Origin of the sequence: Aeromonas sp. QDB03 (genome assembly GCF_027707985.1) — a bacterium.
In the GTDB taxonomy this organism is placed as follows: Bacteria; Pseudomonadota; Gammaproteobacteria; order Enterobacterales; family Aeromonadaceae; genus Aeromonas; species Aeromonas hydrophila.
Map to the genome: position 1 here is coordinate 763572 of NZ_JAPCJG010000002.1, position 17691 is coordinate 781262.

Annotated in this window: 13 protein-coding genes; 8 read left to right on the top strand and 5 right to left on the bottom strand. The window is 64.6% G+C overall.

Features of this window, described 5'->3' with window-relative positions; translation table 11 throughout:
* Window positions 1–37 precede the first annotated feature (37 nt).
* Window positions 38–1990 (bottom strand): monovalent cation:proton antiporter family protein, encoded by a 1953-nt coding sequence (locus PG900_RS08220; RefSeq protein WP_270831249.1) that lies wholly within the window; start codon window positions 1988–1990, stop codon window positions 38–40.
* Window positions 1991–2090: 100 nt separating this feature from the next.
* On the opposite strand from PG900_RS08220, the gene PG900_RS08225 reads away from it, so the two are divergent.
* Entirely contained in the window at window positions 2091–3011 is a 921-nt protein-coding gene (locus PG900_RS08225) for a GGDEF domain-containing protein (protein ID WP_029301567.1), read from the top strand.
* Window positions 3012–3086: 75 nt separating this feature from the next.
* Here the strand turns inward: PG900_RS08225 and tilS are convergent, their stop codons facing one another.
* Window positions 3087–4427: a tRNA lysidine(34) synthetase TilS gene (gene tilS / locus PG900_RS08230; protein ID WP_270831250.1), complete on the bottom strand. Its 1341-nt coding sequence runs from the start codon at window positions 4425–4427 to the stop codon at window positions 3087–3089.
* Window positions 4428–4555: 128 nt separating this feature from the next.
* On the opposite strand from tilS, the gene PG900_RS08235 reads away from it, so the two are divergent.
* The 4 genes from PG900_RS08235 (at window position 4556) to PG900_RS08250 (ending at window position 9862) form a co-directional block, all read left to right on the top strand.
* Window positions 4556–6586 (top strand): M13 family metallopeptidase, encoded by a 2031-nt coding sequence (locus tag PG900_RS08235; RefSeq protein WP_270831251.1) that lies wholly within the window; start codon window positions 4556–4558, stop codon window positions 6584–6586.
* A gap of 111 nt (window positions 6587–6697) precedes the next feature.
* Window positions 6698–7135 carry a PliI family lysozyme inhibitor of I-type lysozyme gene (locus PG900_RS08240; protein ID WP_270831252.1) on the top strand — a complete coding sequence of 146 codons (438 nt, stop codon included), beginning with the start codon at window positions 6698–6700 and terminating at the stop codon, window positions 7133–7135.
* A 364-nt stretch (window positions 7136–7499) separates the two neighbouring features.
* A complete protein-coding gene (locus PG900_RS08245; protein ID WP_270831253.1) occupies window positions 7500–9239 on the top strand; it encodes an ABC-F family ATP-binding cassette domain-containing protein in 1740 nt (579 codons plus the stop codon).
* A gap of 83 nt (window positions 9240–9322) precedes the next feature.
* Window positions 9323–9862, top strand: a complete 540-nt coding sequence (locus PG900_RS08250) for a GNAT family N-acetyltransferase (RefSeq protein WP_270831254.1) — start codon at window positions 9323–9325, stop codon at window positions 9860–9862.
* 41 nt (window positions 9863–9903) lie between these two features.
* On the opposite strand, the gene yjeH is transcribed toward PG900_RS08250, so the two are convergent.
* Window positions 9904–11184 (bottom strand): L-methionine/branched-chain amino acid transporter, encoded by a 1281-nt coding sequence (gene yjeH / locus PG900_RS08255; RefSeq protein ID WP_270831255.1) that lies wholly within the window; start codon window positions 11182–11184, stop codon window positions 9904–9906.
* A 101-nt stretch (window positions 11185–11285) separates the two neighbouring features.
* On the bottom strand, window positions 11286–12185 hold the full coding sequence (locus PG900_RS08260; RefSeq protein ID WP_270831256.1) for a LysR family transcriptional regulator: 900 nt from the start codon (window positions 12183–12185) through the stop codon (window positions 11286–11288).
* A 157-nt stretch (window positions 12186–12342) separates the two neighbouring features.
* Between PG900_RS08260 and PG900_RS08265 the strand changes: the two genes are divergently transcribed.
* Window positions 12343–13383, top strand: coding sequence for an MBL fold metallo-hydrolase (locus PG900_RS08265; protein WP_270831257.1), 1041 nt, complete (start codon window positions 12343–12345; stop codon window positions 13381–13383).
* Between the two features lie 66 nt (window positions 13384–13449).
* On the opposite strand, the gene PG900_RS08270 is transcribed toward PG900_RS08265, so the two are convergent.
* On the bottom strand, window positions 13450–14745 hold the full coding sequence (locus tag PG900_RS08270) for an HAAAP family serine/threonine permease (RefSeq protein WP_024946034.1): 1296 nt from the start codon (window positions 14743–14745) through the stop codon (window positions 13450–13452).
* Window positions 14746–15249: 504 nt separating this feature from the next.
* Here PG900_RS08270 and PG900_RS08275 point away from each other — a divergent pair.
* Window positions 15250–16158, top strand: a complete 909-nt coding sequence (locus tag PG900_RS08275; protein ID WP_270831258.1) for a LysR substrate-binding domain-containing protein — start codon at window positions 15250–15252, stop codon at window positions 16156–16158.
* Between the two features lie 106 nt (window positions 16159–16264).
* Window positions 16265–17686: an MATE family efflux transporter gene (locus PG900_RS08280; RefSeq protein ID WP_226033108.1), complete on the top strand. Its 1422-nt coding sequence runs from the start codon at window positions 16265–16267 to the stop codon at window positions 17684–17686.
* Window positions 17687–17691 lie beyond the last annotated feature (5 nt).

Below are 17691 nucleotides of genomic sequence, written 5' to 3' on the forward strand. Positions count from 1 at the left end.
TCACCTGTGGCGAGGATGAATACACCTAGAGGGAGGGCTAACGCCCCTCCAGCAGACGCTGCTCCGCCTGCTCCACCGCCACCCCATTGCCGAACAGCACCAGCTGATCCCCTGCCGCCAGCACCAGCTCAGGCTTGGGCTCCAGCCGCAACTCGCCGCGCTGTACTTCCTTGATCCGCACCGTCTCCAGCGCCAGGGCCTGCACGCTGCGCCCCACCGCCCAGGCCTGTTCGTGCAGCAGCACGGGGTGCAGCCGCTCGAGCAGCTGATCCGTCTCCAGATTGCCGGCGCTTTGATCCCCCCAGTAGAAACCGTGCAGAAAGCGGTACTGGCTGCTGCGCTCGTGCTCCATGCGCCGGATCACCCGGCCGATGGGGATGTCGCAGTTGAGCAGCAGGTGGGAGACCAGCATCAGGGCCCCCTCCTGGGATTCGGGGATCACCGCAAAGGCGCCCGCCCGCTTGAACGCTTCCAGAAAACTGTCATCCCGGGTGCGCACCAGCACCTTCACCTCCCCCGCCAGCTCCCTGATCAGCGCCAGCATGGCCTCCACCCGCTTGTGATCGTCAAAGGTGATGATCACCAACCTGGCCCGCAGCAGACCGGCGGCCAGCAGGATGTCGCGGCGGCTGGCATCGCCAAACGCCACCTGCTCCCCCGCCGACTTGGCCTCGCTCACCCGCTCCGGGTCGAGATCCAGCGCCAGGAAGGGGATCTCCTCCTGCTTGAGAAAGCGGGCGCAGGTCTGGCCGGTCCGACCAAAGCCCGCGATGATCACATGCTGGGTCTTGCTCAGGCCCGACTGGGCCACCTCGGAGCAGGTGAGCAGGGCCGGATCGGTGAGGGAGCGGGCCAGATGGTGGGCCTGCAACACCAACCAGGGCGTCATGGCGATGGAGGTGACGCCGATGCCGATGAGCAGGGAGACCAGCCGATGGTCGAGCAGACCGTGGTGGTTGGCCAGCGCCAGCAGCACGAAGCCGAACTCCCCCACCTGGCTCAGCATGATCCCCGCCGCCATGGCATCGCGCTTGCGCTCCCCCATCAGCCGGCCGGCCAGCAGCACCAGCAGGGACTTGAACAGGATCAGGCAGAGCACGCTGGTGGCCACCAGCCACCAGTCCTGCGCCACCCGCTGCCAGTCCATGGTCATGCCGATGGTGATGAAGAAGAGTCCCATCAGCACGTCCCGAAACGGCCGGATATCCACCTCCAGCTGATGGCGATAGTGGGACTCCCCCAGCATCATGCCCGCCAGAAAGGCTCCTAGCGCCATGGAAAGCCCCATCCACTGGGTCAGCGAGGCCGCCAGCAGCGCCACCAGCAGGGCGCTCAGCACGAACAGCTCGTCGGAGCGGGCCCGCGCCACCTCGTGAAACAGCAGCGGCAACAGCCACTTGCCCACCGCCAGCAGGCTCAGCAGGGCAAACAGCCCCTTGAGGGTGGCCCAGGCGATCTCCGCCAGCAGGGCGCTGCCCTGGATCTCGGGCCTGGCCAGGATGGGGATCATCACCAAGAGCGGCACCACCGCCAGATCCTGAAACAGCAGCACGCTCACCCCGAGCTGGGCGCGGCGGGTGTGCAGCTGCTTCTGCTCCCCCAGCTGCTTGATCACCACGGCGGTGGACGAGAGCGCCAGGGTGCCCGACACCACCAGCGCCTGGGGCAGGCTCAAGCCCCACCACCAGGCGATGGCGAAAAACAGCAATGACGTGAGCAACACCTGCAGACCGCCCACCCCGATCACCAGCCGGCGCATGGCGATGAGCCTGGGTAGCGAGAATTCGAGCCCGAGCGAGAACATCAGAAAGACGATGCCGAGCTCGGCGATGGTCTGCATGATCGCCTGGCCGGTGATCACGGCGACGCCATAGGGGCCAAGCAGTACCCCGGCAAGCAGGTAAGCGAGGATCACCGGCTGGCCGAGGCGCCGGAAAATCGCCACCAACAAGACGGCGGCAAGCAGCAGGATCAACACATCTGCGTACAATATTTCCTCCCTTTTTATCTACTTAAGCCTAGCCAGCCACTCTTGTTCGCATCGAACATATTTTGGGCACAAGGATTGCAGGTAAGAGTCAGGAAGTAGGTTGTTTGAGGGCTGTACCGTGGAAAACACATCATCATTGAATGGTCTGGGACATGGCATCGAGCAGTGGGTTCGCCAGATGGAGCGGCTCACGCCGCTGGCCAGTCAGGATCGCAACCAGTTGCTCGAGTTGTTGTTGGTGCAGATGGACCTCGGCAGCCTGCTGGCAACCTTTGCCGATCGTGCGGCAAGAATTGTCCGGATCCACAGCCTGCACTTCGACTGCGGCCAGCCTCATACCCTGATCCAGCATCCGCCCCAGGCCAGCCTGACCCTGCACAGCTACCCGTTCGAGCTGCGCGGCCAGCATGGCCAGCTGATCGGCCAGTTGCACTACACCCTGGAACATGCCCTGAGCGGCAGCCAGCAGCGGATCCTGCAGCAGTATCACCAGCTGCTCTGCCTGCCCCTGCCCCTTTATCTGCGCCTGTCACAGCTGGAGCTGCAGGTCAGGCTCGATCACCTGACCGGGCTCGGCAACCGATCCTACTTCGACGAGGCCATCGGCCGGGCGGTGGAGCAGCACAGCCGGGAATCCCACGGCCTGGTGCTGGTGCTGCTGGATCTCGACAACTTCAAGCAGATCAACGACACCTGGGGTCACCCGGTCGGCGATCTGGTATTGAGCCGCTTCGCCCAGCTGCTGACCCACTGCATCCGCAGCACGGATCAGGCGTTTCGCCTCGGTGGTGACGAGTTCGCCCTGCTGCTGCAACCCGCCGAGCCCGAGGCATGGCGCCCGGTCTGGCTGCGCCTGCAGCACATGCTGATGATCCACAAGGAGCTCAGCACCTTCTCGGTCGGCTGCAGCCTGGGAGCCGCCAGCTGGCAGTCCGGGGTGGACGTGCACAGCCTGTACGAGGCCGCCGATGCCCACCTCTATGCCCGCAAGAAGGCGGGCAAGGCCGGCCTGCTGGACTGAACCGGCCAGCCGCTGAATACGACAAGGCCGGCATATGCCGGCCTTGTCCGTTATCCGCGTTGGCGAAGGAGAGCGTCACGCCGGGGGCTGACAGGCCGCCGCCGGCAGCCAGTGCCAGGCCAGACCGGCTCCCTGCGTCATGAATCCGTCACAGAGGAACAGCTCACCCACCGCCGCCACCTGCTCGCCATAATAGAGGATGGGAATGCGGCCGCGCTGCCAGGAGGGAACCCCGTACTCCTGCAGCAGCTTCTTGAGGCGCCGGCTGCCGCCACGCCCTACCGGCCTGAGCATGCTGCCGGCGGCCACCCCGAAGCGCACCGACAGCGGCTCGTCCGCCCTTGGCAGCCGCAGCCCCTCCCCTTCCAGCCGCGGCAGCAAGCGCACCTCCCCCAGCCCGTCCGGCAGGATCAGCGTCTCACCCACGGCCAATGTCAGCTGCTCGTGGCGAGGCTGCAGCCCGGGTCGCACCAGATGAAGCCGGCCCTGAAAGCGGCGGCAGCTCTGCCCGCCCCAGTTGAGCTGGGGATTGGCGTCTTCCCGTGCCAGCGCCACCTCCTGCCAGAGCAGACCGAGCTGCTCGCGGGAGGGCATCTCGCCCCCCTGGCGGCGGATCCAGTAACGTAGCAGGTTGTTGCGCCGGGTGCCTGACAGGGCCAGCAGCGGCGCGATCTGCAGCGCCTCTCCTGCCGCTGCCAACCGCCAGTCGGCCTCTGCCAGCTCCTCCAGCAGCGCCTCCTGCTCGGCGCACAGCGCCATGCTGCGCGCCGCGGTCTGGGCCATGGCGGGCCAGCGGGCCTTGAGCTGGGGAATGAGCCGTTGGCGCAGGAAGTTGCGGTCATAACTCACATCCTGGTTGCTCTCATCCTCCACCCAGCCATAGGGGAGGCTGGCCGCCGCATCGGCCAGCTCGGCCCGGCTCACCTCGAGCAAGGGGCGCAGCAGCAGGCCACCGGCAAAGGGCTGGCTCGGCACCATGCCCGCCAGCCCGCGCAGGCCGGCGCCGCGCTTGAGCGCCAGCAGCAGGGTCTCCAGCTGATCGTCCTGATGGTGGGCGGTGAGCAGCCACTCCCCCTCTCCCAGCTGAGCGGCGAGGCGCAGATAGCGGGCCTCCCGCGCCTGCGCCTCCAGGCTGTCGCCACTGCCTCGTTGCAGTTTCACCCGCTCGACCAGCAGCGGCACCGCCAGTTGCTGACACACCGTTTCGCAGTGGGCCACCCACTCGTCGGCATGTGGGCTCAAGCCGTGATGAACGTGCAGGGCGCGCAGGGCAAGGCCGTAGGCACGGGCAAAACGGGCCGCCAGCACCAGCAGCACGGTGGAGTCGAGCCCGCCGCTGAAGGCCACCAGCAGACCGCGGGAACCTTCCGGCGCGGGCAGAGTCTGACAAAAACGAGAATAAATACGAGAAATCATAGGCTTCCCCAATACGACCAGGCCGATCTTAGCAGACTCGGGCTTATCAAGCGCTAACCCGGCTGCTAGAGTGAGACGCTCCCTGCGTGGGCAAGGAAGCCGCATAACCCGAATTGGAATCCAACATAATGAACAACAAAAAAAGCATACTGGCCGCCCTCGTCGGGCTGGCCCTGCTGGCCGGCTGCAGTCAGGCCCCGGACGGCGCAGACAAACACTCCGGCCTCGCGCTGGCCAACATGGACACCAGCGTCAAACCCGGTGACGACTTCTTCCGCTACGTGAACGGCCACTGGCTCGCCACCGCCAAGATCCCGGACGACAGGCCCGCCGACGGCGCCTTCTACATGCTGCGAGACAAATCCCTGGCGGACGTGCGGGTGCTGGTGGAAGGGCTGGACGGCAAGGCCGCCGCCGGCACACCGGCCCAGCAGATCCACGACCTTTACCAGAGCTACCTGGATCAGACTACCCGCAACGCCAAGGGCACGGCGCCGCTGATGCCGATGCTGAGCGAGATCGAGCAGATCCGCACGCCGCAGGATCTGGCCCGGGCCTTCGCCGAGAGCGGTCGCAACGGCGGCAGCGCCCCGTTCGGTTTCTGGGTCGATGCCGACGCCAAGGCGCCGGACAGCTATGCGGTCTACCTCTACCAGGCCGGGCTCGGTCTGCCGGATCGGGACTACTACCTCAAGACGGATGCCGCCAGCCAGGCGCTGCGCCAGAAATACGAGCAGCACATCGCCACCATGCTGGCCCGCTTCGGCGAGGCGGATGCCGGGGCCAAGGCCAAACGCATCTTGGCCCTCGAGAGCAAACTAGCCCGGATCCAGTGGGACAATGTCACCCTGCGGGATCGGGAGAAGAACTACAACAAGGGGCCCCAGAGCGAGCTCAAACGCCTCGCCCCCGCCATCGACTGGAATGCTTACCTGACCCAGGCCGGCCTCGCTGGCCAGAGCAGCCTCATCATCGGCCAGCCCACCTATCTCGCGGCCCTCAACGAGGTGATGCAGCAGACCCCGATCGGTGACTGGCAGGCCTACCTCAAGTGGCATCTCATCACCGATTATGCCCCCTACCTCGACAGCCAGACCGATGCCCAGAACTTCGCCTTCTTCGGCACCACCCTGAGCGGTACGCCCAAGCAGCGCGCCCCCTGGGAGCGGGCGCTCGGCGTACTGGACGATCACCTGGGCGAGGCGGTGGGCAAGCTCTACGTGGAGCGCTACTTCCCGCCAGAGGCCAAGGCCCGCATGGAGCAGCTGGTGGAGAACCTGCGCACCGCCTACGGCCAGAGCATCGAGGAGCTGGACTGGATGTCGCCGGCCACCAAGGCACAGGCCAAAGAGAAGCTCGCCAAGTTCCGTCCCAAGATCGGCTACCCGGACAAGTGGAAGGACTACAGCGCCATCGCGATCCGTGCCGACGATCTGGTGGGCAACCTGCAGCGGGCCCGCGCCTTCGAATACGCCGACAACCTGGCGCGCCTCGGCAAGCCGGTAGACAGGGACGAGTGGCACATGTCGCCGCAGACGGTGAACGCCTACTACAACCCGAGCAACAACGAGATCGTCTTCCCGGCCGCCATCCTGCAGCCCCCCTTCTTCGACATGACGGCGGATGACGCGGTCAACTACGGCGCCATCGGCGGGGTGATCGGTCACGAGATGGGTCACGGTTTTGATGATCAGGGCGCCAAATCCGACGGGGACGGCGTGATGCGCGACTGGTGGACGCCCCAGGATCTCAAGGAGTTTCGCTTCCGCACCAGCCGGCTGGTGGCACAGTACAACCGCTTCGAGCCCATCAAGGGGCAGTTCGTCAACGGCCAGTTCACCCTGGGGGAGAACATCGGCGATCTGGGTGGCCTCACCATCGCCCACAAGGCCTACCTGCTGTCGCTGGATGGCAAGGAGGCCCCGGTGCTGGACGGCTTCACCGGCGAGCAGCGCTTCTTCCTCGGCTGGGCCCAGGTGTGGAAAGGCATGTATCGCCCCGAGCTGATGCAGATGCTGCTCGCCTCGGATCCCCACTCGCCACCGGAATACCGGGTCAACGGCGTGGTGCCGAACATCCCCGCCTTCTACGAGGCGTTCAAGATCCAGCCGGGTGACAAGCTCTATCTGGACCCGGCCAAACGGGTCAAGATCTGGTAATGACCGCCCCGATGAGGGGCGGATGACGCGAACCGGCGGGGGCTGCCCAGCCGGTTCGCACAGTGACACAGGTGGCGGGCAACCGCCGCCGCAGTAACAAGGGTCAAACCGATGAAAGCCTTGCTCATGACACTCGGCCTGCTCACCCTGCCCCTCGCCAGCCAGGCGGCGGACGGGTTCTTCAAACAACTGACGCTCCCCTCAGGCCAGGTAGTGACCGTCAGCGAAGGGCGCGGCGAACCTGCCTCCACCGGTAGCTACGACGTGCGCCTCTACTCCGGCGCCAACCCCCAGTTCCCGCTGGATCAGTTCATCGACGGCAAGGTGCTGCCGCGCGATGGCAGCATCAAGGAGCTCAAGCTGCTGGATCTCAACGGCGACAAGCAGCCCGAGCTCATCGTCGTGGTCGAGAGTGCCGGCAGCGGCAGCTACCTGAGCGCCGACGCCTTCACCATCAACCCGCAGGAGGGGCTGGACAGCTTCAACCACGTGGAGGGGCTGGCCCCCAATGAAGATTTGATCCAGGCGCTCAAGACCCCGCGCGACTGACATCCCCATCACCACGCCCCGCCCAGCGGGGCGTTTTTTTGTCCCGCCGCTGACAAAGCGCCTTCCCGCCTCACCCGCAGGGCACCGCCATGGATAGACGGTTATTTTTTCTGCGCTTATAATCGCCGCACCGTGCCATCACGAAACACAAGGAGGTAAAAAATGGTTATCCAAGCGTGTCCGATGTTCTCGGCTCGCCTGTTCGGCACATTCGCGTGCTCTTGCCTGCATACCATCGCGCTGCGATAGCGGGTTCGAGCAAAGCCGACTCCCTTCCATACCGAGACCTTTCTCGACTCTGCCGTTGTCGCCAGCGCTCCTGATGACAGGGATCTTCGATCCCGCGATTTAAGAAAGCAAGAGCATGACAACCCTGATGAGTACCCATTCCCTGCAGATGAGTGCGGGGCACCTTCCGTTATTTGACCACCTCGAACTCGGCATCCGCGCGGGCGACCGACTCGGCCTGATTGGTGCCAACGGCTGCGGCAAGAGCACATTGCTGGCACTGCTGGCGGGCGAGTGCACGCCCCAGGCCGGCCGGGTCGTGCAGGCGGCCGCCTGCCGCTGCGAGTTCGTGGCCCAGCAACTGCCAGCCAGGCTTTCAACCCTCAGCACCCGCGCCGTGCTGCTGGATGCGCTGGGCAACGACCCGAGCGCCGAATGGCAGGTGGACAAGCTGCTGGCCGAGTTGCAGCTGGAGGCCCAGGCCGCGCTGCCGGTCAGTGCGCTGAGCGGCGGCCAGCACAGCCGGCTGCAGATAGGCCGTGCCCTGCTGCGCCAACCCAACCTGCTGCTGCTCGATGAGCCCAGCAACCACCTGGACTTGCCCGCCCTGCTCTGGCTCGAGCAGTTTCTGCTGGGCTGGCGCGGCGCCTTCGTGCTGGTCTCCCACGACGGTCGCCTGCTGGACCGGGTCACCGAGCAGACCCTGATCCTGCGCGATGGCCAGCTGCACCGCTTCGCCCTGCCCTGCAGCCAGGCCCGGGCGGCGCTGGCCGCCGAGGACGAGCAGGCCCGTCTGCGCCGGGCCGACGAGCAAAAGGAGATAGACCGCCTGAGCGCCAGCAGCAAACGCCTCGCCATCTGGGGGCGGGAGCATGACAACGAGAAGCTGGTGCGCCAGGCCAAGTCCATGGAAAAGCGCATCGCCCGCCTGCAGGAGGAGCAGAGCCAGGTCGCGGCGCTGGCCCCCTGGCGGCTCGAGCTGCGCGGACTGAGCCTGCCCGCCGACACCCTGCTGCGGCTGGAGGCCCTCGACGTGGCGCCCGCGCCGGCATTGACGCCGCTGCTGCACGCCGAAGGGCTCTGGCTGCGGACAGGAGACAAGGTCGCCCTGCTCGGCGCCAACGGCACCGGCAAGTCTTCCCTGCTGCGCCAGTGCTGGCGCGAACTGGCCGCGCAGAGCCCGCAGGCAGGCTGGTACTGCCACCCCGGCGCCAGCATCGCCTATTACGATCAGTCCCTGCAGCAGCTCGCTGACGACGCCACCCTGAGCGACGTCCTCTACCCGCTGGCCCCTCTGCCGGAGACCACCCGGCGTCAGGCGCTGATCCGGGCGGGTTTCCCCTATGCCCGCCACGGTCAGCAGGTGCACAGCTTGAGCGGGGGGGAGCGGGCACGGCTGCTGTTTCTCGCCCTGTCGCTCGGCAGCCACCACATGCTCTGGCTCGACGAACCCACCAACCACCTGGATCTGGCGGGCAAGGAGCAGCTGGCCGAGGCCATTGCCGCCTTCCCGGGGGGCGTGCTGCTGATCTCCCACGACCGGGAGCTGATCGAGCGCAGCTGCAACCGCTTCTGGCTGATCAGGGACGGCCGCATCCAGGAGGCTCACAGCGCCGAGCGGGCCTATGCCGAGCTGCTTGGCGATGCGCCCTCGCCGGCAGCAGACAAGGCAGACCTGGCCGCCCCCGTCATGGGGCAGGCCACGGCCGGCCCGGCGGATGACGAGGAGGCGCTGCTGGCACGCTGGTATGAACTCGATGCCCTGCTCGCCGCCGATCTGGCCCGCAAGCCCAGGCACCAGACCCCACGCCTGCAGCAGCAGTGGCGTGACGAGCTGGCCAGGCTCACCGACCAGCTCGGGTTGGTCGGATCATGAGCAGAGCCATCAACCGGCTCTGCCAGCCATCCCTGTTTGACTCAACACTCGCGGCCAACTCCGGTTGGCCGCAAGGAGCCACCATGACATCAATGCAACAACCCCACATCAGGCTGGATCCGGTCAGCGACGCCGATCTGCCCCACATCTTCCGCGGCCTCTCCGATCCGCGGGTCGTCGCCTATTACGGCGTCAGCTACGACAGCCTGACGGCGTGCCAGGCCCAGATGGCCTGGTATGCCGAGCTGACCCACACCGGCCGTGGCGCCTGGCACCTCATTCGTGACCGGCACACGGGCGAACCGCTCGGCGCCATCGGTTACAACGATGCCGACCCGACTCACCGGCGGGCCGAGTTGGGCTACTGGCTCTATCCCGAACACTGGGGCAAGGGGGTTATGAGCGCGGCGCTGCAACTGTGGCTGCCGCTCACTTATCGCACCAGCGAGCTGCACCGGTTGCTGGCGGTGGTGGAGGAGCCCAACCTCCCCTCCGCCCGCCTGCTGGAACGGGCGGGCTTTCACTACGAGGGCACAGCGCGGGAGTGCGAATGCAAGGGGGATGGCTTCATCTCCCTGCGCCACTACGCCATCTTGCGCAGCGACCTGCCCGCCAGTCTGTGACCTGCAACCAAAAGCCCCGCACTGCGGGGCTTTTTTTCGGGTTACTTGATGGCGCAGACACCCTCATCGGGCGCCGAGCGGCGGCGTCTGCGCCGCCACAGGGAGAAGCAGCCGTACCCCAGACTGAGCACCACGGCATAGAGCACCTGGGAGGCGAGCGCCGCCAGCACCAGGGCACAGAGCAGCACGCTCACCCCCGCCAGTCCCTTGCCCACCCCGCCGAGCAGGCGCCAGCCCGCCGCCATGCAGAGCAGGTAGACCAGCACGAAGTTGCCGTTGGCGTAGCGGATCAGCTCATCGAGGGGCAGTCGCAACCAGATGATCAGGGTGATGCAGACCAGACAGATGGCGAGCACCAGACTCAAGGCCCGCAGCGGTGCACCGCGGGCGGTGAGGCGGGCCAGCGAGACCGGCAGCTTGCCTTCGCGCGCCATGCTCCAGATCAGCCGGGCAAATCCCTGCAGGTAGATGTTGATGCTGGCAAAGCAGGAGAGATAGCCGAGCACCGCCACCAACCACTTGGCGGTGGGACCGAACAGCAGCGAGAGCAGGGCCGGAATGGCGGTGGCGTTGGTCGCCTCATCGCCGTAGAGGCCGTATTTGAGCACCACCAGCGAGTGCACCCAGTAGATGAGCCCCGCCAGCAGCACCCCGCCGAGCAGGGCCAGCGGATAGTCCCGCTCCGGTCGCTTGAACTCCTCCCCCATGTGGGCGAAGGCCTCGAGCCCGACGAAACACCAGAACATCACCGCCAGCGCGGTGGCCATGGCGGGCCACTCGTCCGTCGTCGGCAGCGGCCGGGCGGCGTCGCGCCAGCTGATATCCCCCTTGAACCAGATGAGCAGGGTGAGCCCCAAAATGGCGAGCGCGATCAGCAACTGCAGGTTGCCGGAGGAGCGTGCCCCGCGCAGCCCGAGCAAAAATACCCCGAGCAGGGTGAGCAGCTGGATGCCCCACAGGGTCCACTCCCCCAGATCGAACAGGGCGTGCCAGAAGCCGGCGGCAATCATCAGGGCGGCGGGCAGGCCCACCGGCAGCACCGCCAGAAACAGGAAGGCGGAGAAGCGCTCGGCGCCGTTGCCAAAGGCGAGGCCGATGAGGTGCGGCGCGCCGCCGGCATGGGGATAACGGCGGCCGAGGCGAGCGAAGGTAAAGGCAATCGGCAGCACCAGCGCAATCAACAGCAACCAGGCCCACAGCGAGGCCCCACCCGCCAGCGAGGCGGCAGTCGCCGGTACCACGAAGATCCCGGTGCCGAGCAGCGAGGTGGCGAGCAGCCCCATTCCCTGCCAGAGCCCGAGATCCTTTTTCAACCCAGACATATCCTTTTGTCCCGACTAGAAAAACATCCCGCCATGTTAGGCCTCCCTCGCCCTTTTGTTAAGCACGATGGTTAAGCAGGATGGCAAGAATATGCAGCGCTTTATTCAGGCGCTGAGTCCGGTTGCAGCGCCTCGGCCAGAAAATCCCCCAGCAGGGTGATCTTGAGCACCTGCCGGCGCGCTGCCGGGTAGATGAAATGGAGGGTTTTGTCCGGAATGCGGTAGGTATCGAGCAGGGGCAGCAGCCGCCCTGCAGCGATATGCTCTTGCACCTGATCGGCAGGCTGCAAGCTGATGCCAGCCCCTGCCAGCGCTGCCGTCAGCAAGGCCGGCCAGTGGTTGATGCGAAGGCGCGAGGCCACCCGCACCTCCTCGCTCTGGCCATCGCCCCCGACAAACTGCCAGCGCTCGTGCTCGCCCCAGTTACCGTGCAGGCACTGGTGGCTGGCGAGATCGGCCGGATCACGGGGCACGCCGTGGCGAGCGAGGTAGGCGGGCGCAGCGCAGAGGCGGTAGTGCTGGGTCAGCAGCGGGCGGGCGATCAGCGCCTCATCCTGCGGGCGCAGGGTACGGATGGCGGCATCGAACCCCTCCTCCACCAGATCGACCCAGCGCGGGGTGAGCTGCAGATCCACCTCCAGCTTGGGGTAACGGTCGAGAAAGGCGGGCAGCAGCGGCACCAGCCGATGGTGGCCAAAGCTTAGAGGGGCGGCGATGCGCAGCCGTCCGGCCGGCTCGGCCAGCAGGTGCTGGGTCAACGACTCGGTCAGCGCCAGCTCTTCCAGCACCCGCTGGCAGCGGGCCAGAAAGAGCTGGCCCAGCTCGGTCAGGGCCTGCTGGCGGGTGGTCTTGTGAAACAGCTTGCCCCCCAGCCACTGCTCCAGCCCCTGCACATGTTTGCCCACCATCTGGGCGCTGATCCCCTGCTCGCTTGCCACCGCGCTGTAGGAGCCGAGATCCACCACCCGGGTGAAAATACGCATGCTGGTCAATCGGTCCACAACCCCTCCTTTGCCCACGTTTCTAGACCACTTGGCCCGCTGCAAGCGGTCCACATTCACAACCAAAAGTTTAGTAAGAAATGATTTTTTGCCAATTTATCGCACTTTTGGTTGCCAATATAGTGATCAGCAACCTCACCTATCAGGACATACATCCATGAAAAGTACCTATCTGGCCGCCCTGCTGGTCGGTCTGCTGGCCACCGGTGTCAGCCAGGCTGCCGAGAGCAGCTTTATCAACCCGCAGCAGAGCGCCCCCGTCAGCGCAAACCAGGCCACTGCCCAAGCCCAGCCCGATATCTTCCGGGTCAGCCTGCTTGGCACCGGCACCCCGGTGCCCCAGATCAGCCGCGGGGGTTACAGCACCCTGGTCGAGGCGGGCAACCAGAAACTGATGTTCGACTTTGGCCGCAACTCCGCCACCCGCCTGTGGCAGCTGCATATCCCCATCGGCCGGGTCAACGCCTTCTTCCTCACCCACTTCCACTCGGATCACACCAACGGGCTGGCGGATCTCTGGCTGACCGGCTGGCTGCAACCCGCCTACGGCCAGCGTCACACGCCGATGGAGATTTACGGGCCCAAGGGCACCGATGCCCTCGCGAGCGGCCTGCAGCAGGCCTACGCCACCGACATCGCCACCCGGGTCAAGGATGAGGGGACGCCGCTGGACGGGGTGAAGATCAACAGCCACGAGGTCACTGCCGGGGTGGTCTACGACCGGGATGGGGTCAAGGTAACCGCCTTTGACAACGACCACGGGGTCAACATCAAGCCATCGTTTGGCTATCGCATCGATTACCACGGCCACAGCGTGGTGCTCTCCGGCGATACCCGCTACAGCCCGCAGGTGGTGAAAGAGGCCAAGGGGGCGGATCTGCTGGTGCACTGCGTCTCCATGACCTCCGCCGCCCGCATGAAGGCCAACCCCGGCTACCGGGCCATCGCCGGTCACCTCGCCTCCCCCGAGCAGGCCGCCCGCGTTCTGAACGAAGCCAAACCGGCGCTGACCGTGTTCAGCCACATCGGCCTCAACGGCAAGATCACGGTGAAAGATCTGGCGCAGAGCCTGCGCGCCCGCTACACAGGGCCCTTCGTCATCGGCAATGACCTGATGCAGATTGACCTGCCCACCACTGCCGCCGGCAAGGGCTACGCCCTCTGGCAGGCGGAGAACATCGACAACGCCCAGCCCTGAATACCGGCCATAAAAAAGCCGCCTCTTGCGAGGCGGCTTCTTCATTCAAGCGGGTAACCCGTGTTATCAGGCAATCAGCTTGTAGATGATACCGGACATGGCGATCAGGCCGATGATGGTCACGAACACGTTGCTGATGTTGCCAGCGTATTTGCGCATGGCCGGCACCTTGGTGATGGCGTACATCGGCATCAGGAACAGCAGCATCGCGATGATGGGGCCGCCCAGGTCTTCAATCATGCCGAGGATGCTCGGGTTGATGGTGGCGATGGCCCAGGTGGTCAGGATCATGAACACTGCAGTCACTTTGTTCAGCTGCTTGACGTCAACGTTCTTGCCTTTCTCACGCAGGGACTTGGCCATCAGACCGTTCATGCCCTCTTGTGCACCCAGGTAGTGACCCAGGAAGGACTTGCTGATGGCGACCATGGCGATCAGCGGAGCCACGGTGGCGATAACCGGGTTGTCGAAGTGGTTGGCCAGATAGGACAGGATGGAGATGTTCTGTTCCTTGGCAGCAGCCAGGTCAGCCGGGGAGAGGCTCAGTACGCAGCTGAATACGAAGAACATAACAGTCATTACCATCATGACGTGGGCGCCCAGCAGGATGTTGCTGCACTTCTTCTCGGCACCTTCACCGTAACGACCCTTGTTGTCCACCGCGAAGGAGGAGATGATCGGAGAGTGGTTGAAGGAGAACACCATGACCGGGATGGCCAGCCACAGGGTCTTCAGGAAGTCGCCGTTGAAGGCATCACCCAGAGCCGGAGCTTCAGTGATGATGGCACCGTTCCAGTGCGGGATCAGGTAGAGCGCCAGGCCCATCAGGGTGATCACGAACGGGAATACCAGCACGCTCATCGCTTTGACGATAACCTGGCCGCCGAGGCGAACGATCGCCATCAGACCCAGGATCAGCGCCAGAGACAGGATGGCACGGGGAGGTGCAGTCATGCCCAGCTGGTGCACCATCAGGCTCTCGACGGTGTTGGTGATGGCTACCGAGTACATCAGCAGGATCGGGTAGATGGCGAAGAAGTAGAGCAGGGTGATGAACTTGCCTGCGGTCTTGCCGAAGTGCTCTTCCACTACCTCGGTGATGTCGCCATCACGGGTGGAACCGGACAGCACGAAGCGGGTCAGGCCACGGTGTGCGAAGAAGGTCAGCGGCAGGGCCAGGACCAGCATGGCAACCAGCGGCCACAGACCACCTACACCGGCGTTGATCGGCAGGAAGAGTACACCGGCACCGATGGCGGTACCGTACAGACCCAGCATCCAGACCACATCGGCCTTGTTGATGCCACGGGAAGACGCATTACTGGCTAAGCTGCCTTCTACTGCAATGTTCATGTCAGACATAGGGGTGTTCCTGTCATCAAGGAAAATAGAAAATTTCTAGTCAACCGGGCGCAATGCCCTGTTCCATCTCCCTGGAACTCCTGCAGTCCATCCCTGTTATTCTCATCCCGTCGGCCCGGCAAGCTGGTCATCACTCCATGTAACAACCAAATTGCAACAAACAAGCCGGCGGGTCATAGGCCCGAGGGCCACAAACGCGTCAGACTTTACAACTCGCTAACACGCTTTTGTTCCGATGCGCTGACTCTAATTAAATCCCCTTAGCGATCACAGTGTTTTTTTGAATTAATCAACCAAAGTTTGACTGGAATCGCCTTTCTGGCGTCAGAGATCACGTTACGAGCCCAATTTTGTGAACAGCCGTTAACAAATAGAGGTAGTTTCACCCGTATCTATATCCTTGTGGGTACAACAAATTGCTTACATTCGCCTATTTATTGCTCAGATTGTGTCCCGCCGTCCGCTGACGTACCCTGTTGCTCAACATTTTTTCGCTGAATTAATATGGCCATCACCCGTACCGATCTCGCCGAACTGGCGGTGTTTGCCGCCGTCGCCCGCCACCAGAGTTTCAGCAAGGCCGCCCTCGAACTCGGTGTGTCTGCCTCCGCCCTGAGCCACAGCCTGAAAGGGCTGGAGACCCGTTTGGGGGTGCGCCTGCTCAATCGCAGTACCCGCGCCGTGGTGCCCACAGATGCGGGTCAGCGCCTGCTGACCCAGTTGCTGCCAACCTTGAGCCATCTGGAGAGTGCACTGGGTGAGCTGGCCCGTCACAGCGACGAACCGGTAGGAAGGCTGAAGATCAGCGCGCCGCGCGGCGCCATCGATGAGTTGCTGGCCCCGGTGCTGATCGATTACATGGTGCGTTACCCGCGCATGCAGGTGGAGGTGGTGGAGCAGGAGCTGATGCCGCGCCTCATCGAAGATGGCTATGACGCCGCCCTCTTTTACGGGGATCTGCTGCCCAAGGAGATGATCGGGGTACCGCTCGGCCCGCCCCAGCGCTATCTGGTGGTGGCCGCCCCCGCCTATCTGGCCGAACACGGCACCCCGCAGCATCCGCGCGAATTGACCCGGCACGCCTGCATCGGCTATCGGCTCACCCCCTCCCATCACTATCGCTGGGCCTTTGCCGGCGAGGAGGGCTCCATGCTGGAGATCGAAGTGACCGGGCCGCTCACCACCAGCACGCCGGCCCTCTACCTGGGGGCGGCCGAGGCGGGACTGGGGCTGGCCTACTGTCTGGAAGAGGAGGTGAGCAGGCAGCTGACCGAGGGCACCCTGGTGAGCGTGCTGGAGCCCTGGTGCCCCACCTTCGTCGACTTCTCGCTCTTCTATCCCAGTCGCCATCAGCTGGGCAACGGGCTGCGCGCCCTCATCGACATGCTCAAGGGACACTACCAGCCACGCTGATTGATGAATGTGGTTCAGCAATTCATCAAATAGAAACCGGATTATCGATAAAAAAATATTAATCTAGACTATCTGCTCGATAATCGAACTCCCCAAGAGAACAGATATGTCTGCCTACTTCACTCTGCGCCAGCGGGCGATGACCCGCCGTTTCTGGGGCTATGCCCTTCCCTCCATCATGGCCATGCTGGTATCCGGCGCCTATTACCTGGTCGATGGCATCTTCGTCGGTCACTACGTGGGGGCCGCCGGCCTCGCCGGCATCAACCTGGTCTACCCGGTCATCATGGTGCTGATTGGTCTCGCCGCCATGATCAGCATGGGGGCGGCCACCGCCATCTCCTTCCAGCAAGGTGCCAGAAATTTCGGCCAGGCCCGCCAGGCGCTGGTCAATGCGCTCTGGCTGCTGGGGCTACTGGGCGCCGTGGCGCCGCTGCTGCTGCACTACTGGCACGTCGACATCCTGCTAGCACTGGGCATTGAACAGGGTACCGACACCTGGCAACAGGCCAGCGACTACCTCTACTGGATTGGCGGCGGCACCCTGCTGCTGGCCTGCAACCTGGCGGTGCCCTATCTGCTGCGCAACGATGGCCGCCCCCGTCTCGCCATGCTGCTGGTGAGCAGCGGCGCCATCCTCAACATCATCCTCAACTACATCATGGTGGGCCGGTTGGGGCTGGGACTGATCGGTACGGCACAGGCCACCCTCATCTCGGAAGGGGTCGTCAGCCTGCTCGGGCTCGGTTATTTCTTTACCCGCCATGCCAAGCTGCGCATAGAGTGGCGCCATCTGGTGCCCGACTTCCCGGCCATGCCGAACCTGCTGTTCACCGGTCTGCCGAGCCTGATCGCCCAGTTCAACCTCGGCCTGCTGCTGCTGCTGCACAACAGCCAGCTGATGGTGCACGGTTCGGTCAAGGATCTGGCGGGCTTCACCGTGGCCGGTTACACCGAAGCGGTGTTCATCGTCATCCTGCAGGGGCTGGCCTTCGGCATCCAGCCGCTGGTCAGCCAGGCGGCCGGCGCCAAACGTCATCGTGATCTCAAGTTCCTGATGGAGATGGGGCTCAAGATCACGCTCGTCTACGGTCTGGCTGTCTGGCTGCTGATCCAGCTGCTGCCGCGCCAGGTAGCCATGCTCTACACCGGCGATCAGGATGGCGAGCTGCTCGCGGCCGCCATCAGCAGCCTGACCCTCAACCTCGGCGCCATTCCGCTGGAGGGGATCATCATGTTCGGCATCGTGCTGCTGCAGTCCATGGCCCGTACCCGCCAGGCGCTGCTCATCTCGTCCGCCAAGACCCTGCTGCTGCTGCCGCTGATCTTCATGCTGCCGCTCTGGTGGGGCCGGGACGGCGTGCTGCTGGCCCAGCCCACCACCGTGGTATTGCTGACCCTGCCGCTGTGCTGGTTGCTGTGGCGCGAGTGGCGCCGCCTCAAGCTGGCCTGTGCCCCGCTGAGCCGGCCCGGTCGCAAGCCGCTTGGTGCGCGCCAACAAGTGCAACTGGCCAGGCGCGCCGGTTAAGCGCT